General features: G+C 57.9%; 20 protein-coding genes. 7 read left to right on the top strand and 13 right to left on the bottom strand.

Going from position 1 to position 20,484, the window contains the following annotated elements; all coding sequences use genetic code 11:
• Nucleotides 1–33: 33 nt before the first annotated feature.
• Nucleotides 34–846, top strand: a complete 813-nt coding sequence (locus tag ACR0AH_RS05970; protein ID WP_170732506.1) for an HTD2 family dehydratase — start codon at nt 34–36, stop codon at nt 844–846.
• Here the strand turns inward: ACR0AH_RS05970 and ACR0AH_RS05965 are convergent.
• Nucleotides 838–1,872: an NAD(P)/FAD-dependent oxidoreductase gene (locus tag ACR0AH_RS05965; protein ID WP_480590879.1), complete on the bottom strand. Its 1,035-nt coding sequence runs from the start codon at nt 1,870–1,872 to the stop codon at nt 838–840. The two genes, ACR0AH_RS05970 and ACR0AH_RS05965, sit on opposite strands and share 9 nt — an antisense overlap.
• A gap of 55 nt (nt 1,873–1,927) precedes the next feature.
• On the opposite strand from ACR0AH_RS05965, the gene mnmC2 reads away from it, so the two are divergent.
• Together mnmC2 and ACR0AH_RS05955 are read left to right on the top strand one after the other, a co-directional pair.
• The gene (gene mnmC2 / locus ACR0AH_RS05960; protein ID WP_170406602.1) at nt 1,928–2,593 is read left to right on the top strand and encodes a tRNA (5-methylaminomethyl-2-thiouridine)(34)-methyltransferase MnmC2; all 666 of its coding nucleotides are present in this window, start codon (nt 1,928–1,930) and stop codon (nt 2,591–2,593) included.
• Entirely contained in the window at nt 2,590–3,468 is an 879-nt protein-coding gene (locus ACR0AH_RS05955) for a DMT family transporter (RefSeq protein ID WP_480590877.1), read from the top strand. The genes mnmC2 and ACR0AH_RS05955 overlap by 4 nt, the downstream gene beginning before the upstream one ends.
• Here ACR0AH_RS05955 and ACR0AH_RS05950 read toward each other — a convergent pair.
• Nucleotides 3,433–5,406 (bottom strand): lytic transglycosylase domain-containing protein, encoded by a 1,974-nt coding sequence (locus tag ACR0AH_RS05950; protein ID WP_170508849.1) that lies wholly within the window; start codon nt 5,404–5,406, stop codon nt 3,433–3,435. The genes ACR0AH_RS05955 and ACR0AH_RS05950 overlap by 36 nt on opposite strands.
• Before the next feature lie 123 nt (nt 5,407–5,529).
• Here ACR0AH_RS05950 and dapA point away from each other — a divergent pair, with 123 nt between their 5' ends.
• Nucleotides 5,530–6,402, top strand: coding sequence for a 4-hydroxy-tetrahydrodipicolinate synthase (dapA, locus tag ACR0AH_RS05945; protein WP_170732502.1), 873 nt, complete (start codon nt 5,530–5,532; stop codon nt 6,400–6,402).
• Nucleotides 6,403–6,535: 133 nt separating this feature from the next.
• Here dapA and ACR0AH_RS05940 read toward each other — a convergent pair whose 3' ends face one another.
• The 5 genes from ACR0AH_RS05940 to pdxR form a co-directional block, all read right to left on the bottom strand.
• Entirely contained in the window at nt 6,536–7,423 is an 888-nt protein-coding gene (locus tag ACR0AH_RS05940; protein ID WP_170425791.1) for a dimethyl sulfoxide reductase anchor subunit family protein, read from the bottom strand.
• Entirely contained in the window at nt 7,423–8,172 is a 750-nt protein-coding gene (locus ACR0AH_RS05935; protein ID WP_170398728.1) for a 4Fe-4S dicluster domain-containing protein, read from the bottom strand. The genes ACR0AH_RS05940 and ACR0AH_RS05935 overlap by 1 nt, the downstream gene beginning before the upstream one ends.
• Before the next feature lie 91 nt (nt 8,173–8,263).
• Complete coding sequence (locus ACR0AH_RS05930) at nt 8,264–11,080, bottom strand: molybdopterin oxidoreductase family protein (RefSeq protein ID WP_480590875.1); 2,817 nt, start codon at nt 11,078–11,080, stop codon at nt 8,264–8,266.
• A 170-nt stretch (nt 11,081–11,250) separates the two neighbouring features.
• Nucleotides 11,251–13,026 carry a sulfoacetaldehyde acetyltransferase gene (gene xsc, locus ACR0AH_RS05925; protein ID WP_170425785.1) on the bottom strand — a complete coding sequence of 592 codons (1,776 nt, stop codon included), beginning with the start codon at nt 13,024–13,026 and terminating at the stop codon, nt 11,251–11,253.
• 124 nt (nt 13,027–13,150) lie between these two features.
• Nucleotides 13,151–14,611 carry a MocR-like pyridoxine biosynthesis transcription factor PdxR gene (pdxR, locus tag ACR0AH_RS05920; protein WP_170398719.1) on the bottom strand — a complete coding sequence of 487 codons (1,461 nt, stop codon included), beginning with the start codon at nt 14,609–14,611 and terminating at the stop codon, nt 13,151–13,153.
• 146 nt (nt 14,612–14,757) lie between these two features.
• On the opposite strand from pdxR, the gene ACR0AH_RS05915 reads away from it, so the two are divergent.
• The gene (locus ACR0AH_RS05915; protein ID WP_170398716.1) at nt 14,758–15,066 is read left to right on the top strand and encodes an ArsR/SmtB family transcription factor; all 309 of its coding nucleotides are present in this window, start codon (nt 14,758–14,760) and stop codon (nt 15,064–15,066) included.
• The gene (locus tag ACR0AH_RS05910) at nt 15,059–16,090 is read left to right on the top strand and encodes a permease (RefSeq protein ID WP_480590873.1); all 1,032 of its coding nucleotides are present in this window, start codon (nt 15,059–15,061) and stop codon (nt 16,088–16,090) included. The genes ACR0AH_RS05915 and ACR0AH_RS05910 overlap by 8 nt, the downstream gene beginning before the upstream one ends.
• Before the next feature lie 43 nt (nt 16,091–16,133).
• Here the strand turns inward: ACR0AH_RS05910 and ACR0AH_RS05905 are convergent, their stop codons facing one another.
• Both ACR0AH_RS05905 and ACR0AH_RS05900 read right to left on the bottom strand, forming a co-directional pair.
• A complete protein-coding gene (locus ACR0AH_RS05905) occupies nt 16,134–16,523 on the bottom strand; it encodes a hypothetical protein (protein WP_170398710.1) in 390 nt (129 codons plus the stop codon).
• Nucleotides 16,524–16,576: 53 nt separating this feature from the next.
• Nucleotides 16,577–17,338: a DUF1013 domain-containing protein gene (locus ACR0AH_RS05900; RefSeq protein ID WP_170406573.1), complete on the bottom strand. Its 762-nt coding sequence runs from the start codon at nt 17,336–17,338 to the stop codon at nt 16,577–16,579.
• A 130-nt stretch (nt 17,339–17,468) separates the two neighbouring features.
• Here ACR0AH_RS05900 and ACR0AH_RS05895 point away from each other — a divergent pair, with 130 nt between their 5' ends.
• Nucleotides 17,469–18,098: a ribonuclease T2 family protein gene (locus ACR0AH_RS05895; protein ID WP_170508836.1), complete on the top strand. Its 630-nt coding sequence runs from the start codon at nt 17,469–17,471 to the stop codon at nt 18,096–18,098.
• Here the strand turns inward: ACR0AH_RS05895 and ACR0AH_RS05890 are convergent.
• From ACR0AH_RS05890 to ACR0AH_RS05875, 4 genes are all read right to left on the bottom strand, one after another.
• Nucleotides 18,095–18,583 carry a hypothetical protein gene (locus ACR0AH_RS05890; protein ID WP_170406567.1) on the bottom strand — a complete coding sequence of 163 codons (489 nt, stop codon included), beginning with the start codon at nt 18,581–18,583 and terminating at the stop codon, nt 18,095–18,097. The two genes, ACR0AH_RS05895 and ACR0AH_RS05890, sit on opposite strands and share 4 nt — an antisense overlap.
• 104 nt (nt 18,584–18,687) lie before the next feature.
• Nucleotides 18,688–19,269 carry a histidine phosphatase family protein gene (locus tag ACR0AH_RS05885; protein ID WP_170398699.1) on the bottom strand — a complete coding sequence of 194 codons (582 nt, stop codon included), beginning with the start codon at nt 19,267–19,269 and terminating at the stop codon, nt 18,688–18,690.
• A 69-nt stretch (nt 19,270–19,338) separates the two neighbouring features.
• A complete protein-coding gene (recR, locus tag ACR0AH_RS05880; protein ID WP_170609198.1) occupies nt 19,339–19,932 on the bottom strand; it encodes a recombination mediator RecR in 594 nt (197 codons plus the stop codon).
• A gap of 64 nt (nt 19,933–19,996) precedes the next feature.
• Nucleotides 19,997–20,341: a YbaB/EbfC family nucleoid-associated protein gene (locus ACR0AH_RS05875; protein ID WP_170398693.1), complete on the bottom strand. Its 345-nt coding sequence runs from the start codon at nt 20,339–20,341 to the stop codon at nt 19,997–19,999.
• Nucleotides 20,342–20,484: the final 143 nt, after the last annotated feature.

Below are 20,484 nucleotides of genomic sequence, written 5' to 3'. Positions count from 1 at the left end.
GCCGGTCTGTACCGCAACTTCTAGGTTATGCGGATGAAGGATCAAGACCAGATAGAGACTCAGGCCGATGTCGTAGATCCTGCCCGAGCGGCTGCACTGCAGGTAGCATTGGGGCAGGAACCGACGATTGAGGCAGGCTCAGTACTCCCTCCCTTCTTTCATCAGCTCTATTTCTGGTCGCCGCATGTGCCGAGCGATCTTGGGCGTGATGGACATCCGCGGGTAGGCCAAGGTCTGATCCCCGATATGGGACTACCAAGGCGCATGTGGGCAGGTGGGCGACTGCAGTTTCATCAGCCCTTTGTGGCAGGGGTCGCAGCCGAGCGTCGGACGGTCAGAGAAAGCGCCGTGGCAAAGACAGGACGTAGCGGACCGTTGGCATTTGTCACCCTGCGTCACGAGATTTGGCAAAAGGGCGCGCTGAGCGTGACCGAATGGCAGGATCTGGTTTATCGAGAAGATCCCTCATCAAACGCACCGGCTCCACAAGTTCCGATGGCCCGAACGGATGAGTTGGATCACCGCATTGTTGAATTTGATACAACCCTGCTGTTCCGCTATTCGGCGCTAACGTTCAACGGACACCGGATCCATTACGATCTTGAGTATGCGCGCGACGTGGAAGGCTATGCCGGGCTGGTTGTCCACGGGCCTCTGCTGGCCCAATCCCTCATGTTGTTCGCTACTGATCTGATGGGGCCTCTGGCGGAGTTTACGTTTCGCGCATCGTCGCCGCTGATGAATTTCGAAACGGCGACCCTGTGTAGGGACGGTCAGGAGTTTTGGGTGCGTGGACCCGGAGGCCGACAATGCATGTCAGCCAAGGCAATACCGCAATCAGAGTGAAGCTTCGGGCAGAAAATCCTGCGGGATTCTATCGCGCCCTTCCAGCATCAACTCGGCCATGACCTCGGCCACCTTCGGTGCCATACCAAAACCGATCTTGAATCCCCCATTGGCGATAAACTGCCCTTTGCGCAGGGGATGCGCGCCCAGCATCGGCGCGCGGCTTTTGCTGCGGGGGCGGACACCGGCCCAGCGTTCGATCACTTCCGCCCCGTGCAGGACCGGCACGGCACGCATGGCGCGGTCCAGTACATCGTCCAGAGCGGCATCTGTGCTGGTCGGATCGTCGTATTCGCGTTCTGATGTCGAGCCAATGGCCAGCGTACCATCGGCATGAGGCACGATGTGAACAGCATCGGCAAACAACTGTGGTACGTCGCCCGCATCAAATCGCAGCAACGCCGCCTGTCCTTTCACGCCGTTACCGATTGTTTTGCCAAACGCCTTGCTGAGCTCTTGCAGACCCGCAAGTCCAGTGACGTGTACGACTTGTCCCTTGTCGGGCGCTTCGGCGGTAACTTCTACTCCCATTACGGCAAGCGCGGCCACCAGCGCCGCGCAGGCACGCCTTGGGTGCATGCGCGCGCTTAGCGTATCGTGGACGACATATCCCGTCGGGCTGGGTGGGCACCAGGCACCAATCTGATCCACCAACCGGACGCGCCAATCAGCCTGACCCTGCCAGAGTGTTGCAGCTGTTTGTTCACGCGCTTGGGCCAACTCCAAACCGCGTGCGTCTGGTATGGGTTGCAGACGCCCAAGACGTGCGTAGCCGGGCGACACACCACCGGTGGCCTCGACCTGTTTCCAGAACGGTTCAGCCATGATTAAACTTTCAAACTGGAACGCCTTTTTGGTGTTCCAGTTTTCGGGCACATGTGGGGCCAGCGCGCCAACAAGCCCTCCACTGGACCCCGCGCCCGGACCAAATGGGTCAACGATCTGAACCTTCGCGCCGCGCCGTGCGCAGGTCCAGGCGATGGAGAGGCCAAATATTCCTGCGCCCCGCACCGTCACATCGACCATTGCCAATCCCCTTTTCGTTGTTCAGTGTCGCGCCGCTTAGCTACAGGATTCCCCGATGGCAGACCAGCGTGCCGAACTTACTTGGACGGAAGACCAGATCCCGGTCTCGAATCGGTTCGATGACCCCTATTACTCGTTGCAGAACGGGTTAGAGGAAACGCGTCATGTGTTTCTGGCAGGCAACGATCTGCCAACGCGCTTTGTACCGGGGTTTCACATCGCTGAACTAGGCTTTGGCACCGGCCTGAATCTGTTGACCGCGTGGTCGGCGTGGGAAGCAGCAGGGCAGACTACACCTTTACGGTTCACCAGCTTCGAGGCCTTTCCGATGGCGCCTGACGATATGGCGCGTGCTTTAGCCGCCTTCCCCGAGATGACACCGTGGGCCGATCGCTTTCTGAAAACATGGAATGGGCAGAAATGCGTGCTGGACACGTTGCATCTTGAGGTCAACGTCGGAGACGCGCGCCAGACCTTGCCCACATGGGCAGGTGAGGCAGATGCGTGGTTTCTGGATGGCTTCTCACCCGCAAAAAACCCCGAGCTGTGGGAGGCTGACCTGATGCAGCAGGTGGCGGAGCACACGATCCAAGGCGGTACAGCGGCAACCTATACTGCCGCGGGTTTCGTGCGTCGGGGTCTATCCGATGCAGGTTTTGATGTTACCCGCAGCCCCGGCTTTGGCCGTAAACGGCACATGACCCGGGCGGTGAAGCAATGAGCCAGAAGAACAACGTCAACGCCGGTATAGCGCTTATGGTCAGCGCGACGATCGTGTTTGCTTTGCAGGATGGGATTTCGCGCCATCTGGCCGGTACCTACAATACGTATATGGTGGTGATGATCCGGTACTGGTTCTTTGCCGCATTCGTGATTGCTCTGGCTGCGAGATCTAGCGGAGGTTTGCGGGCGGCGGCGCAAACCAGCCAGTTGGGACTCCAGATATTCCGGAGTGTGTTACTGGCCGCAGAAATTTGTGTCGCCGTTTTCAGCTTTACCATTCTGGGCTTGATTGAAAGCCAGGCCGTTTTCATCAGCTATCCGCTGCTGATCGCTGCCCTCAGCGGCCCGGTTCTGGGTGAGAAAGTCGGCTGGCGTCGCTGGGCCGCCATCGGGGTCGGCTGCATCGGGGTGTTGATCATCCTGCAGCCCGGTGCCGGTGTGTTCAACCCTTGGGCTGTGATCCCGCTGATCTCGGCGTTTATGTTCGCGATTTATGGCCTGCTGACACGGTATGCGGCTCGGCGGGACAGTACTGCGACCAGTTTTTTCTGGACCGGGGTGGCTGGTGCAGTCGCAATGACTGCTGTTGGTGTCTGGTTTTGGGAACCCATGGCCAGCAGCGATTGGTTTTGGATGGGGTTGCTTTGCATCGCAGGCGCTCTGGGACACTGGCTATTGATTAAGTGCTACGAAATGGCCGAGGCCAGCGCCGTGCAACCCTTTGCCTATTTCCATCTGATGTGGAGCGCAATTCTGGGCATCACGATCTTCCACGAGACCCTGCGCCCCGAGGTTGTTCTGGGCGCAGCTTTGGTGATCGCGGCGGGCCTGTTCACCTTATGGCGCGAACGACGAAAGGGTCGAACCGGTTAGTTCCTTTGAGAATGGCACTGGTAAAGCTGGCTGCCCAAGCCGAGCGCGATAGACCGGCAGGCTTTCGGCGACACGCATGACATAGTTGCGCGTCTCCTTGAAAGGAATGGTCTCAATCCAGTCGATCACATCCACCTGGCCCCGGCGCGGGTCGCCATAGCGTTCCATCCACGAAATCGGCCGTCTTGGCCCCGCGTTATATCCAGCGGCCATCATCACGACATTGCCGTTGAAGTCCTCTGCAAGCGTTGCAAGATAATTCGCCCCCAGCTTTGCGTTATATTGCCAGTCCGAGGTTAGGCGCGCGGTTTTATGGCCACCCAGAATACCCAAATCCTGAGCCACAAGTTTGGCGGTAGCGGGCATGACCTGCATCAAACCGCGCGCGCCTGCGCCACTGATGACTACCGGATCGAACTCACTTTCGCGTCGGGCAATTGCCAGCGTCATTTCCTTCGCCATGGGAAGTCCCATATCTGCGACCGGGTGCACTGGGTAATAAGCGGCAGGCAAAACAACACCGGTTGTTGCCGCGCGCTTGGCGATCATGACGGCCAGATGCGGTTCGTTCAGTTCGATCACCAGGTCACCCAGCTGAGCGGCCTGGGTTTGATCGAGACCTTCCACCAAATGGGTCAGAAACCGTTCTGAAAGGTTTCCCTCTCCTGCGCGCTGCAACAGCAATCCAGCCTCCAACACGCTTGAGTCAGCGAATGCGGCTTGTTTCCAATGCGGCGCGCGGCGTGGGTTGGCCAATTCGCTGTCAAACGGACGGCCGATTTGTTCCGCCGCCAGCAACCCGTAGAACGAGGTCTGATAGTTCGCGCCTTCGGCATAAGCCTCGTGCGCCTTGTCAGCATCCCCCTGCGCCGCATAGGCGCGGCCCAGCCAATATCCACCGCGACCCTTCGAAATCGGCGATTGCACCGCCTCCGAGAAATTCTGGAAATGCCGCACCGCCGTGGCCGGATCATTCAGCTTGCGCAGCGCCAGAAATCCCGAGAGCCACTCCAAATCAGCATAGCCATAGCCCATTTCGGGGGTCATGTGGTGATTGGCGGCAATCGCATAGGCGCGTTCGGCATCTCCCGTGCGCATCTCAAGACGTGCCAGTCTGCGTCGCCCTTCCGCCCATTTGTCGGGTTCACCCAGCGATTTTGGTCCGGTCGAGCGTGCCAACATCAGATCAATGGCGCTGTCGTCCAGTTCTTTGCGATCCCGCCACACGAAACGATCAAATGCCAGGCCAGGGTCTTTGGCCAGTGATTCCGGCACTGCGGCGACTTTGCCGTCCACTCCGTTTTCGCGCTTTTGCAGGGCAATGCGCGCCTCGGCCAGTTTGCGCTGATCAGAGTTGACCAGGGGCAGCATCCGCCCGGCGCTGACAAGATGCCCATCCCACAACATCCGATCCAACCTGGCCTCGTGATGTGGTCTCAGAAGCTTCCCGAAGTTCTCAAGATAATCCTTTTGTAGGCCCGACCCCATCGGCATAGTTCGCCACGCGGTTACGACGTCGGCTTCTGCTTCACCATTGCGGCCTTGGCTTTTCAAGGCCACGGCATAATTCAAAGCACCTTCTGCTGTTTGCGGAGGCAACCCTTCGTAGAATTTCAGAACTCGATTCGGATCGGCCCCGGTGAATGATGGCTCGCTTTTACGGCGCAGCCAGGCCAAACCGGGCCAATCCGGGCGCCGCTCAAGAAACACCAGTACATCGCCCGAGCTGCCAAAACCTTCGCGTAGCCAATGCCAGACAATAATGTCCCGCGCCACCGATCCACGCTGGCCTGCCACGCGTAGCGCGGCATTCCAATCGCCCTTGCGCATCTCATAGAGCCCCGCGCGCAAATCCTGCGTCGCATCCGCACGAGTGGCATGCGGCTGCAGCATCAGCGCCAGAATCATCGCTATTCCAAGCGACAGAATACGTCTCATCCCTTGCATTCCCCAACAAACCAAGGATACAGCCATGCAGGATAAACCTTGCACCGCCGGGATCAACTCACAAACCCTTAATCGTGACAGACCGGTGCGCAAAAAACACCTAAGGAGCGTTCCATGTTTAAAGGCTCAATGCCAGCCCTGGTCACCCCGTTCAGCAACGGCGCGTTGGACCTGGAAACGCTCAAACACTTGGTGGAATGGCAATTACAGCAAGGTTCGACCGGTCTGGTTCCGGTTGGTACGACCGGCGAAAGCCCGACTCTCAGCCATGAAGAACATGAAACGGTTATCGCCGAAGTGGTGAAGGCTGCAGCAGGTCGCGTGCCTGTAATCGCAGGCGCGGGCTCCAACAATACTGTCGAGGCCATTCGGTTTGTTCAGTTTGCGCAAAAAATCGGTGCGGATGCGGCGCTGGTCGTAACCCCCTATTACAACAAGCCGACCCAGAAAGGGCTGCTGGCGCATTTCCAAACTCTGCATGACAGTGCCGATATCCCGATCATCATCTACAACATCCCGGGTCGTTCGGTCATCGACATGACTCCTGCAACGATGGGTGAGTTGGCGAAACTGCCGCGCATCATCGGGGTCAAGGACGCGACCGGAGATCTGGCGCGCGTCAGCCAGCAGCGTGCAAGCTGTGGTGCGGATTTCTGCCAGCTATCCGGGGAAGACGCGACTGCACTGGGCTTCAACGCTCATGGCGGAGTGGGCTGCATCTCGGTCACCGCAAACGTGGCTCCGAAGCTCTGTGCTGAATTCCAGCAGGCAACGCTGAATGGCGACTACGAAATGGCGCTGGAGTATCAGGACCGCCTGATGCCCCTGCACGAAGCGATCTTCATCGAGCCCGGTCTGGTCGGCGCAAAATACGCGCTCAGCAAACTTGGCCTGTGTAGCACCGAAGTGCGCTCGCCTCTGACCGAGCTGGAAGACAGCACCAAAGCCGCTATCGAAGCAGCAATGGCGCATGCTGGATTAATCTGAAATCAATATACGGACTCGTAAGGGCGGCCTCGAAGATCGAGCGCCGCCCTTTTTTAATTCGGGATCCAAATTTCATCTGGCTAGAAATACCTCGGGGGAGGCGCGGCTTACCGCGACGGGGGCAGAGCCCCCATCAACGCTTGCCGTAGTACAACCCAACCACATGCTCTGCTTGCGCGAAGAACAACCAGCGTGAAACAGCAACGCCGGTGACATGCGACAACACCGCCACAAGCGCAAAGACATGCTTGATCAGAACGCCGCCAAAGGGGATCAGAAGCAGCAGTAAAGGCAGCACAAAAGCCAGACCAAAAGATATCATCCGTAGTTTCTGCGCATGCTTCCGACCGACCACATGCACAAACTCACGCAGCAGATAGTTTGTACCTGTATGAGGTGGTTCGAATGCGCGGACAGCGCCTCGCTCACCAAGCCCTGTCGCGGTTGCCAGCGTGGTTCCCGATCGGGACAACGCACCGTCGCCCTTGGCCCAATAGGCAAGCTGTACAGCGCCGGCAATGGCCAGCAACCAAGGGGCAAGCGCTTCTGCTCCGGCCAACAACGCCCCGCCTGCAAGGCTGAACGACAAGAACATGGCTGGTGTCAGGTTCATGTTCCAGCGTGGGATGGTCTTAAGCTGCGTGTAGATCATCGATGTGGTGAAGACCGTGGCCAGCGAGAATGCCGCCCCGATCCAGCCCAGCACACCCCAGCGTTGGCCTAGAAAGACCGCACCAATTGCATAGAGCCCCATGACGAGCAGCGCGATGACCGCGCACCAGCCTTCGCGGCTGAGCCAGCTTGAGCGCCATTGGGTGAAGGCTTTCCAAGCGCGCTCTGGGTGGCCGAGGTGGAATGTCGACGCGAGCAAACCGCCGACGGACAAGCCATAGGCAATTGCGAAAAACACAAACGCGACCCAGCCCGAGACGTCAGGTATGCCGAGCCCCAGGAAGAACAAGAGTCCAAATCCGAGACCGGACAGGGTGGTAAAGATGATAACGGAAGGTGCCGGGTGCATCAGAGCTTCTCCAGGGTCTTGTCGAGCCAGCCGAGGAAACCCTTGGGCTCTTCGGCGACCGGGGCCAGCAGAGGGGCTAGGATGTCAATCTGCTCCTCAATTTTGTCCTTGGGTCGGGGCGGCAGGTATTTGTTGACGGGTTTGGTGCCCTGTTCAGGCATCAGGTCCATGCCGCCACGTTCGACGACCAGCTTGCTGACATCACTGCCAGGGTCGCCGAGATCGCCAAAGTGTCGGGCACCTGCCGGGCAGGTGCGCACACAAGAGGGCACACGATCCACCTCGGGTAGGTTCTCGTTGTAAATCCGATCGACGCAAAGCGTGCATTTCTTCATAACGCCTTCGGCCTGATCCAGTTCGCGTGCGCCATAGGGGCAGGACCACGCGCACAGGCCGCAGCCGATGCAGTCATTTTCGTTGACCAGAACGATTCCGTCCTCAACCCGCTTGTAGCTGGCACCGGTGGGGCAGACGGTCACGCAGGGTGCGTCTTCACAATGCAGGCAGGATTTTGGGAAGTGGATCAATTGGGCATGCCCTTCGGCGGGTTGCACCTCGTAAGAGTGCACCCGGTTCAAGAAGGTGCCTGAAGGGTCAGCACCATAAGCATCCTGATCCGACAGTGGCGCGCCGTAGTTTTCGGTGTTCCAGCCTTTGCATGAAATGACGCAGGCATGGCAGCCAACGCAGGTGTCCAGATCAATGACCAGACCCATCTTGCGTTCGGTTGATTGGGGGAGCTGGGTCATGACTGCCTTGCCTCTGCGATTGTGGTCAGGGCGGGCTGGGGCTCTGCCCCAGACCCCGAGATATTTATAGCCAGATGAAGAACGGATCGGGTCATTTGCCCACCTTCCAGGCCAAATCCTTTGGCCCTTGCCCGACCGGCGATTTGATTGGAGCGAATTCTGGCTGGCTTTCAGCATCGCTTGGAGCGGCGGCCTTTTCGATTTTTACCTTCAGATCGAACCAGGCGGCCTGACCGGTGATCGGATCAGAGTTTGCCCAGCGCAGGCCGTCACCTTTGGGGGGCAGCAGCTCGTGGATCAGGTGGTTGAGCAGGAAACCCTTGGTGGCCTCGGGGGCGTCTTTCTGCAAGGCCCAGGCCCCTTTGCGCTTTCCGATGGCATTCCAAGTCCACACGGTATTGTTGTTCAGCGCAGCCATCTCCATGACGGGTACCGTGATCTCGCCATGTGGAGAGCTGACTTTGGCCCAATCGCCGTCTTGCAGCCCGTGTTCACGCATCAGCTTGGTCGGGACGTATAGCGGGTTGCGCCCATGCAGCTGACGCAACCAGGCGTTTTGTGTGCCCCAACTATGATACATCGCCATTGGCCGCTGGGTCAGAGCGTTGACGGTGAAGCCTTCATTGCCGGTCTGATCGGTTTCGTACCAAATGGGCAGGGGGTCCATTGTATCTTGGATCTGCGCGCGCAGGTGATCTGGGGGCTGGCGTTCCCCGTAGCCTTCGGCGGCCAGTTGGAATTTACGCATCGGTTCGGAATAGAGCTGGAATAGATAGGGCTGTGGGCTGTCATAGATACCCATGCCCACAGCCCAGTCTTGATAGGCAGTGTTCCAAGGTTTGTAGTAATCCGCACCTTCGGGAATATGCGCGACATAGAAGCCACCATTCTCGATGTATTGGTTCAATTGGTCGGGGTTAACCTCGCCACGACCTTCCTTGTCGCCGTTTTCGCCCCGGAAACCGGCAAGCGGTCCAATGCCCGGCTTGCGTTCGTGGTTGACGATATAGTCGGCGTAATCCGTCCACTTGGCGCTGCCATCATCGTTGGTAAAGCCGGGCAGGCCCATGCGGTTGGCCAGATCGATCAGAACCGACTGGAAGCCGCGTACGTCGCGGTCGGGTTCAATCACCGGCCAGCGGATCGCGTCTGCCGCTGCCTCGGCCTCGCAGATCGGGCGGTCCAGTAGCGAGATACAGTCGTGTCGTTCCAGATAGGTTGTATCGGGCAGGATAAGGTCGGCATAGGCCACCATTTCCGAGGAATAAGCATCGGAATAGATGATATGCGGGATCACGTAGTCGCCGTTCTCATCCTTGTCCGTCAGCATGTCCATGACACCCTTGGTGTTCATGGTCGAATTCCAGGACATGTTTGCCATGTACATGAACAACGTATCGATCTTGTAGGGATCGCCTGCATGGGCATTCGAGATCACCATGTGCATCAGCCCGTGGCTGGACATCGGGTTTTCCCATGTAAACGCTTTGTCGATCCGCGCCGGGCTGCCGTCTTCTTTCAGCGCCAGATGCTCGGGGCCGCGAACAAACCCCAGATGCGGCCCGTCCAGCGGCGTATTCGGCGTCACCTTACAATGCGGAGTCGGATGCGCCTCAACTGGCTTGGGGTAGGGCGGCTTGAAGCGGAAGCCGCCGGGGACTTCGACCGTTCCAAGCAGGATCTGTAATACATGTAGGGCGCGGCAGGTCTGGAAACCATTGGCATGGGCTGAGACACCACGCATCGAGTGCATCGCGACGGGGCGACCAATCATCTTCGAGTGTTTCTCGCCCCGGAAATCGGTCCATTCATGGTCCAGTTCGAACGCTTCATCAAAGGCCACACGGGCCAGCTCGCCAGCAATCGCGCGAATGCGGGTCGCCGGTACGCCGCATTTATCTGCGATTGCCTCGGGGGCGTATTCATCCGCCAGATACCGTTCTGCCATTTGGTGGAAGACGGGGCGGTGAGTGACACCGTCCTTTTCGTAGGTCGCTGATAGGTCAGGGCGGACGCCGGGGGTGTCGAAAGCAGTCAGCTTGCCGGTATTGCGGTCGATGACCAATGGCTTGCCGTCATCGTCTTTCAGGAACAGACCCTTTTCCGGACCGTCGGATGCGTTGATCAGGACCGGCGCGTTGGTGTAGCGACTTAGGTAATCCAGATCGATTTTGCCTGCCTTCATCAGCACATGGATCATCGACAAGATGAACAGGCCATCGGTACCGGGGGTGATGCCGACCCAATCATCTGCCACGGCGTTATAGCCCGAGCGGATCGGATTTACCCCAATCACCCGGGCACCGCGCGCCTTGATCTTGCCGATGCCCATTTTAATCGGGTTGCTGTCGTGGTCTTCTGCAACGCCGAACAGCATGAACAGCTTGGTGTGATCCCAGTCGGGCTGACCGAATTCCCAGAATGCACCGCCCATCGTGTAGATGCCACCGGCTGCCATGTTGACCGAACAGAACCCGCCATGGGCTGCATAGTTACAGGTGCCGAAATTCTGTGCCCAGAAACTGGTGAAGCTCTGGCTCTGATCACGGCCGGTGAAAAAGGCCAGTTTCTCGGGGTTGTCTTCGCGGATCGGTTTTAGCCAACCGACAGCGATCTCGAGCGCCTCGTCCCAACTGATCTCTTCGAACTCGCCAGACCCACGCGGGCCGACGCGTTTGAGCGGTGCGCGTAGGCGCGACGGGGCGTTCACCTGCATAATCCCCGCGCTGCCTTTGGCGCAGAGAACGCCCTTGTTTACCGGATGATCCCGATTGCCTTCGATATAGGCGACCTTCCCATCCTTCATGTGCACGTTGATACCGCAGCGGCAGGCACACATGTAGCATGTAGTCCGGCGGATCTCGTCTGACACGGGTGGGGATAGGTTGAGGTTCGGTTGTTGATTCACGCTGTCTCTCCCTGTGGCGGATCGCCTTGGTACCTGTACGTGTTGAACACACTGGAGCGTAAGCACACCGGGCTCAACCATATAGAGGAAGAGAGTGCAGGCACCCCCTTCCTCTGCTTTTCTTTAAGCGGACCGGTTGAACACGGTCCGACTTATGTTTTTGACAGCAATCAAACCTGCTGCAGACGCATGTCGCTTGCGTCGATACCTGCAACCTCAACCGGCTTCTTCATCGCGTCGCGACGGAAGGGTTCACCCAGTTCCTGGTTGATCATTGCTTCGATCAGGGTGGTGATGCCGTTCTTCTGGTCCTCGATCGCCTGGCTCAACGCCGCTGTCAGTTCATCCTGAGTGCGCGCGATGACGCCTTTCAGGCCACAGGCGTTGGCGATGCCGGCATAGGACACTTTGGTGTCCAACTCGGTGCCGACGAAGTTATCATCGAACCACAGGGTCGAGTTGCGCTTTTCCGCACCCCACTGGTAGTTGCGGAACACAACCTGAGTGATGGCGGGCCATTCTTCGCGGCCGATGGCGGTCAGTTCAGTGACTGCAATGCCAAAGGCACCGTCGCCAGAGAAGCCGACAACTGGTACATCCGGGCAGCCGATCTTCGCGCCAATGACCGAAGGCAGACCATAGCCACAGGGGCCGAACAGGCCGGGGGCCAGATACTTGCGGCCTTCTTCAAACGAAGGATAGGCGTTGCCGATGGCGCAGTTGTTGCCGATGTCGGACGAGATGATCGCCTCTTTCGGCAGCGCGGACTGGATCGCGCGCCATGCTTTGCGCGGGCTCAGCCAGTCCGGCTTGGCCGCGCGCGCGCGTTCGTTCCAGGTGGTGCCCGGATCGTCCTGCTCGTGGTCCATCGAGGTCAACTCTTGCGCCCAACGCGATTTGGTTTCGGCGATCTTAGCCTTGCGCGCGTCGCGGCCTTCGTCACCGGCTGTGTCGGACAGTTGGTTCAGGATGCTGGTGGCAACGCTCGCCGCATCGCCCACGATACCAACCGAAACCTTCTTGGTCAGGCCGATGCGGTCGGGGTTGATGTCGACCTGAATGATCTTTGCATCTGCAGGCCAGTACTCCATGCCGTAGCCTGGAAGGGTCGAGAACGGGTTCAGGCGTGTACCGAGGCACAGAACAACGTCTGCTTCCTTGATCAGCTGCATACCGGCTTTTGAGCCGTTATAGCCCAGCGGGCCAGCGAACAGTGGGTGCGAGCCGGGGAAAGCGTCATTGTGCTGGTAGCCAACGCAAACCGGAGCGTCCAGACGCTCGGCCAGTGCTTTCGACGCTTCGATGCCGCCTTTCGACAGAACGGTGCCTGCACCGTTCAGGATAACGGGGTTCTTTGCGTTCGACAGCAGAGCGGCAGCTTCGGATACGGCCGATGCACCACCCGAAGGCAGTTCAAACTCAACAACAGCAGGCAGCTCGATGTCGATCACCTGAGTGAAGAAGTCGCGCGGAACGTTGATCTGCGCAGGTGCCGAAGCGCGCTTGGCGTTCATGATTACGCGGCTCAGAACCTCGGCCATACGGCTGGGGTCACGCACCTCTTCCTGGTAGCAAACGCAGTCTGCGAACATGCGCATCTGCTCCATTTCCTGGAATCCACCTTGACCCATGGTCTTGTTTGCGGCCTGCGGAGTGACCAGCAGCAGCGGAGTGTGGTTCCAATAGGCAGTTTTGACGGCGGTCACAAAATTGGTGATGCCGGGGCCGTTCTGGGCGATCATCATCGACATCTTGCCGGTTGCGCGGGTGTAGCCGTCAGCCATCATGCCGCCGGACCCTTCGTGGGCACAATCCCAGAAAGTGATGCCTGCTTTGCCAAAGATGTCGGAGATCGGCATCATGGCCGAGCCGATGATACCGAACGCATGTTCGATGCCATGCATCTGCAGGGTTTTTACAAAGGCTTCTTCAGTGGTCATCTTCATCTGCGTAATCTCCGATCATAGAAGGATGGAACGGGGGTTTTGCACCCAGTTTTCTGATCGGTTTTGGCGTACGGGTGTCTGTGGCGTTAGGGCCAGAACCGGTAGCGGTTTAAGTCCAGAGTGCTTAAGAACGCCGGATCGCTTCAGCAATCTGTTGGATTCCCGGTTCGATACGATCCGACGAGATTGAAGAGTAGCCCAGCCGATAAAAGTTCTTTGGCCTGTTCTGGCTTGAAAAAAATGCCTCACCCGGTTCGATATGGACGCTTTGGCGCTGCAGGTCTCGGGCCAGTTTGCTGGTGTCTACATGCAGCGGCGCTTGCATCCAGATCGATGATCCGCCCAGCATCCCGCGCCCAGCAACAGTCAGACCATATTGTCCAATCGCCTCCTCAATCGCTTCGCGACGGCGTTGCAGCGTTTTAGACATGCGCCGGATCTGAGCATCATAGTGGCCGAGCGATAGGAAGTAGGCTGCGGTTCGCTGCATGTGGCCAGGAGGGTGACGCAAGACCAGAGATCGCAGGGCGCGCGCTTCACGGATAAAGGGTTCGGACCCGACCATGTAGCCCAATCGAAGCCCCGGAAACAGCGACTTGGAAAAGCTGCCCACGTAGATCACCCGCCCATCGCGATCCATTGACCTGAGCGCCGGTGACGGGGCTCCGAGAAATGACATTTCAAATTCATAGTCATCCTCGACGATCATGGCATCCAATTCGCGGGCACGACGCAGCAGTGCATGTCGGCGGTCCACCGGCATGGTCGCGGTTGTCGGGCTCTGGTGGCTGGGGGTGGTGAATATGACGTCGGTATCGTCAGGGATTGTTTCCGGGGGCAACCCGTCCCGGTCGACCTTCAGATAAGACAGCTTGCATTCCGAGTGAATCAGAAGATCGCGCAGGGCGTAATAGCAGGGGTCCTCGATCGCTGCCCTACGGTTCCGGTTCAGCAATATGCGAGACGCCAGCCAAAGGGCGTTCTGAGCGCCCAGGGTGATCAAGATTTCTTCGGGCCGGGCTACAATTCCACGGCGGGGAAGAGTATGCCGGGCGATGAATTCAAGCAGCAGCGGGTCATCTTGATCGACATAGTCCCCGGTCAGAGAATCAAAGTCCTTATGTCCCAACGCCCGAACTGCGCAGAGACGCCAGTTTGCATGATCGAACAGCTTTCTGTCGACTTGGCCATAAATGAAGGGATAGCGGTAGTCACGCCAGTTGCTGGGTTTTGTCAGCACATCACCGCCCGAGAAACGGCGGGCAAACGCCTGATCCCAGTCAACCACTTCGGTGTCGCGCCGCACTGGCGTGTAGGTCGGCGGCACTGGCGCATTTTCTGAAACATAGTATCCCGACCGGCCTTTGGCGGTCAGGTAATCATTGGCCAGCAGTTCAGTATAGGCAAGCGTGACCGTAATCCGGCTGACACCCAAATGGGCAGCAAGTTTACGGGACGAGGGCAGCTTTTCCCCGACGTGGAAGCGTCCTGACAGAATGCCTTCGGCAATCAGCTGTTGCAGCTGCGCCTGTAAGGTGCCTTGCCCATTGCGTTCCAAAAAGAATGTGTCGACCGAAATACCCATTGCATCGTTATAGGTTGGACCTAAGGCGGTGGCAATCTGGACTTATGGCCCTGCGAACCATGTTGGGAGTTTTACGCACACGTGTGGTTGACGCAGGATACGAATTAAACTAAATAACCAGAAATCTAGTTTAATGGAGATAAAGGATGTGGGAAGAAGCTGCCGCAGGTTTCTCTGCCATGGGCTCGGAAGCCCGATTGAAGGTTCTTAAGACCTTGGTTCGTGCTGGGGAAGCAGGCCTGACCGTTGGAGAAATTCAAACGAGGACAGGAATCGCGCCCTCGACTCTGGCGCATCATCTGCGGTTTCTGGCTGCTGGCGGAGTAGTTGAGCAAGAGAAGATCGGGCGTAGCACGATCAACCGCGCGTGCTTTGACGAATTGAGAAACCTGGCGCAGTTCATCCTAAGTGAATGCTGCGCAGACGAAATCGGAAAGGCCGCAAACGATGGCTGAACTGACCCAAAACCCCAAGCCACTTGCCAGAAACCTGATCGACCTGATCAAAACGCCCTGGGCTCTGATCATGGTCATACTGGCGCTGGTGGCCGTTCTTGATCCGGGCAACTGGACCGAGGTTGTGAGTTTTGCAGCCAAAGCGCTTGCGCATACGGGCCAGTACATCCTGTTTGCTGTTCTGCTGCTATCATACCTGAAGGCAACCGGGGCCGAAGTGATGGTCGCCCGTGCATTTGAGGGTCGCGAGACACGGATGATCTTTCTGGCCGCGTTGTTTGGCGGGCTGGCCCCATTTTGTTCCTGCGAAGTGATCCCATTCATCGCAGGCTTGCTGGCTCTGGGTGCGCCATTGTCGGCCGTGATGGCATTCTGGCTCAGTTCACCGTTGATCGACCCCCCGACGTTGCTGATTACTGCGGGTGCGCTGGGTTGGCCGTTTGCTATTGGTAAAGCGGTTGCCGCTGTCGCGTTGGGTTTGTTCGGCGGGTTTGCGGTGCGCACCCTGATGCGGGGAGGTGCCTTTGCGCAGCCGTTGCGTGAATACAAACCCGCTGGTTGCTGCGGTTGCGGACCAAAGCAAGATGACAAACCCGTCTGGAAGTTCTGGCAAGACCCTGACCGTCGGACGCGCTTTCGGGCCGAATTCGTTCATAACGGTCTGTTCTTGCTCAAATGGCTAGCGTTCGCCTACGTGCTCGAGGCGCTGCTGGTCAGCTATGTTCCGGCAGACCTGATCGCCCGGGTTGTTGGTGGTGAGGGTGTTGTACCAATCGTCATCGCAGCCTTGGTCGGAATGCCTGCCTATCTGAACTCCTACGTCGCACCACCGCTTCTTGCGGGTCTGATGGAGCAGGGTATGAGTGCGGGTGCTGCGATGTCGTTCATGGTGGCCGGCGCCGTCAGTTCGATACCTGCGATGGCGGCCGTGTGGTCACTGGTGAAACCGCGCGTCTTTGCCACCTATCTGGGTTTGGGCATCAGCGGTGCCATCGTAGCAGGCATCCTGTTTCAGATGATCTGAACAAAAAAACCGCCCGGTTGAGCCATCGGGCGGTTTTGCTTTTCTAGCTCGCTTCGCAATATCGTGGCAGTTTGAACCGATACCTTGGCTCTCCACTTTCAACGAAAACCCGTTTCTCGATACAGGCTTGGGTTCCAACTGTCTGAGCAATCGGCCCTTCGGTCGAGGTGATTGATGCTGCTGAGCCATCCGGCAAGCGCACCGAAGCAATGACCCCGTTCTTGAGATCGCCATTGATCGGTGTCGCCGACAAAACCGCGACGGTGAGAAACGCCTCGTGCTCGTGCTTGCCGTCGTCATTCAGCAATAGCAAGCCAGCGACTATTGCAATCATCACTACGGCACCTGTAATGGCCAACCACCAGGATTTCAGGAACACATAGATTGAAACGGCACGATGCGCGTCGAAAAATAAGGATAGAACCTTTAGCATCTAATCACCCAAAAATCGGGTCCCAGCTACTTGAGGCCGGGACCATGCGCATCTCAGGGGCGCAGATCGTCTTCGTCTTCTTCATCACCACCACCCTTGGGCAGGTTGAAGAAGCTATCCGCATCGACGATGGGCTCTTCTTCTTCCTTCTCGTTGGTGTCCTCGGACAACGAGAATGTCTCGAGACCTTCGATCGCGGTCGGGATCTTGGGCGCTGAATCCATCTCAAGCGACTGTTCGGTCGAGACCAGTTTGCGACGCTCATCATCGCTCATCACGCCACCTTCAGCTGCTTTCTTGGCCGCAGCCTTTTGCACGATGGCATCCAGTTCGGATTGTTTGCACAGTCCCAGGGCAACCGGATCGATCGGCTGCATGTTCGAGATGTTCCAGTGCGTCCGCTCGCGGATCGACTGGATGGTCGGCTTGGTGGTGCCGACCAGCTTGGCAATCTGGCCGTCGCTGAGTTCCGGGTGGAACTTGACCAGCCACAGGATCGAGTTCGGACGGTCCTGACGCTTGGACAGCGGGGTGTAGCGCGGACCACGGCGTTTCTCTTCGCCTGATGCCGCCGGATTGAATTTCAGCTTCAGCTTGTGCAGCGGGTTGTTTTGCGCGGTGTCAATTTCTTCCTGAGTCAGCTGGTTGTTGGCAATCGGGTCAAACCCTTTGACACCTGCAGCCACATCACCATCCGCAATACCCTGCACTTCCAGCTCGTGCATGCCTACGAAATCCGCGATCTGCTTGAAGCTGATCGTGGTGTTGTCCACCAGCCATACGGCGGTTGCCTTGGCCATAAGCGGTTTTGCCATCAGCCCGTCTCCTATAAATACATCTGTCCCGTCGCCGGAATTCGGCGGCCCCGAAGCTATGGGGCAGGTTTCCGTTGTCGGGGAACTTGGGGCCTATATAGTCGCGACAGCTAAAGAAGGGAAGAGGCGAATGCGCTGGGCGATTTTGTGGGTGCTAAGTGCCATGGCTGCGATGGCCGAGGGCGAAAAGGCGGGCGATTTTGACTACTACGTCCTGTCGCTCAGCTGGTCGCCCAATTGGTGCGCCCGCGAAGGCGATGCGCGCGGCTCGGATCAGTGCGACACGCGACACGATCATGGGTGGATATTGCATGGGCTCTGGCCGCAATTCCATCAGGGCTGGCCTTCGTATTGTCGTACGTCCGAAGCGCCACCCACACGCCGCATGACGCGGGAAATGGAGGATATTCAGGGCTCATCCGGGTTGGCCTGGCATCAATGGAAAAAGCACGGCACCTGTTCGGGCCTCAGTGCACCCGACTATTTCGCCCTGTCACGGCAGGCTTATGCAGGAGTTGCGCGCCCCGAGGTGTTCCGCAAGCTGGACGCGACGGTCAAACTGCCCGCTTCGGTGGTGGAAGAGGCCTTTCTCAAGGCCAATCCCACGCTCGAGCCTGACATGATCACCATCACCTGTAAGCAAGGCTATATCGAAGAAGTCCGCCTATGCCTGTCCCGCAATCTTGACCCGGTGCCCTGTGGCCGCGACGTGATCCGTGATTGCACCGCTAAAGACGCGGTGTTTGATCCGATTCGTTAGAGCTTTTTGTTCTGGCAGTCGCGCGCATAATCCAGCGCTTTGGCGGTGCCTTTCAGATCAATCGCCATGACGGTCTGACCTTCTGGATTGTAGACGGTCATGGTCTTGTTCTGCGCAATCGAGGTGACGAAACTCCGGTCCGTAAAGAACACCGTCGCGCCGGGCACGCGATCCTGCTTGAACCCGATGGCGGTGGCATCAAAGCTCTTGCCGTCCAGCTCAAACCGGATTGGGTATTGTTCCCCCGGTTTAATGTCGCCCCAAGCCTTGTTGTAAACTGTGAAATACCCGCGATTATCCAACGCGTCATAGCCTAGCCGCACCACCGAGAGGTCCTGATACACGGTTTGTATCAGGCACCCATTGCCAAGATTGGGGTCCATCATGATGTTCCAGCCTTCGACAAAACCTTTGTCGATAAGTTCCTGCGACAGGGCGGCAGTGGCGGCGAAGGCGGCTAAGGTGAGTGCGAGAAGGCGGGTCATTATGTGCTCCAAGTCTTTCGCTCAGTGGAATTTAACTCTGTTCGTTTTTCAAGCTAATTTGAGATTTGAATCTAAAGGACACCAAAAACACTTATCCGCCAAGATCATTGCAAACTACCCGTCTTGGTCAAGATCGTCTCGGTGCCGTTTGACAGGCGAAAAACACATCCTTGGGTCCTGGGAAGTTTTAACAGATCGTTGATGCCAAGGCCCAGCCAAATCCCGCGCAATATCAGTGACGTAACCCCGTGCGTCACCACGATTGCGGATTCGTCTTGCTCGTCTAAGAACGATTGTACCCTCTCATAGATCTCGTCAAAGCTTTCGCCATCCGGGCTGCGAAAATACCAATGATAGGACTCGTATGGGCAATCGATTTGAGTCCGAATGAATTCCCGCGTCGCGCCTTCCCATTGGCCAAATGCGATTTCCGTTAACCGGTCATCGTTTGCGAAATCAAACTGGGGTGCAATCGCCAGCCTTGCGGTGTGTTGCGCCCGCTCCTGCGGGCTGACGAACACGCGTTTAGGGTGGTTGGGGATACGGCCAAGTATCTCCCGCTGCTGCCGCGCCTGATAGATACCGGTTTCCGTTAGCGGAGAGTTCTTGCGGCCTTGAAACTTGCCCAAGGTATTCCACTCGGTTTCGCCATGTCTTAGGACAAAAAGATCGGGGTACTTGGTCAATGCGGTTTCCTGAATTACCCACAAGCTAATTTCTGGTGTAGATTGACAGTGCATGCCGAACACACTTTGTCAGATTTCCTTCCTCGCCCGCAAAGCCGCCGTAATCGTCCCATCATCCAGATAGTCCAACTCGCCCCCAATCGGCACACCTTGTGCCAGCGAGGTCAGGCGCACCTGCCCCTCCAACTGATCCGCGATGTAGTGGGCGGTGGTCTGACCATCGACGGTGGCGTTCAGGGCGAGGATGATCTCGGTGATACCCTCGGCCACAACCCGGTCCTTCAACCGGGGGATGCGCAATTCATCCGGGCCGACTCCGTCCAAAGCCGACAACGTGCCGCCCAGAACGTGATAGCGGCCCTTGAAGACCCCGGCGCGCTCCATCGCCCAAAGATCTGCGACGTCTTCGACTACGCACAGTTCTCCGGTTGCGCGGGCCTCATCATTGCAGATGTCGCAGATATCGGTGGTGCCCACATTGCCGCAGTTCAGACATTCACGGGCGGTGACGGCCACCTGCTGCATCGCGTCTGAAAGCGGCGTCAGCAGCAGGGCGCGTTTGCGGATCAGGTGCAGGACTGCGCGGCGGGCCGAGCGGGGGCCGAGACCGGGCAGCTTGGCCATCAGGTCGATCAGATTGTCGATGTCACTGTTCGAACTCACCGTGAGACCCTCGCAATTGGGCCAGAGAAACACGCCCCGGCCATAGATCCGTCAGGAGGGTGTATCAGAACGGCAGCTTGATGTCTGCGGGCAGGCCCATGCTTTCGGTCAGCTTGGCCATTTCTGCCTGTGAACGTTCCTGCGCCTTGGTTTGGGCGTCCTTGATCGCGGCGAGGATGAGGTCTTCGACTACTTCCTTATCGTCACCGTTAAAGATCGACGGGTCGATATCCAGACCTTTCAACTCGCCCTTGGCGGTCGCGGTGGCCTTGACCAGCCCGGCACCGGATTCGCCGACAACCATGATGGTGTTCAGCTCTTCCTGCATGTCAGTCATCTTGGTCTGCAGATCCTGCGCGGATTTCATCATCTTGGCCATGTCACCCAGGCCGCCTAAACCTTTTAGCATCGGTAATCTCCTGTCACTCGATTTGTGGCCTAGATACGAAGCGTAACCGTGCGGCACAAGAGGTCAGGATACTCCCGCTCGTCGTCAAGGTCTTTGGCAAGACCTTTCTTCCCGTTGGGCCCGGCAGCGCGCAAGGCGCGCTG

This window comes from Ruegeria sp. AM5 (genome assembly GCF_056540645.1).
Note: the sequence above shows the minus strand (reverse complement) of the source record. Positions and strands in the feature narration are given on the sequence as shown.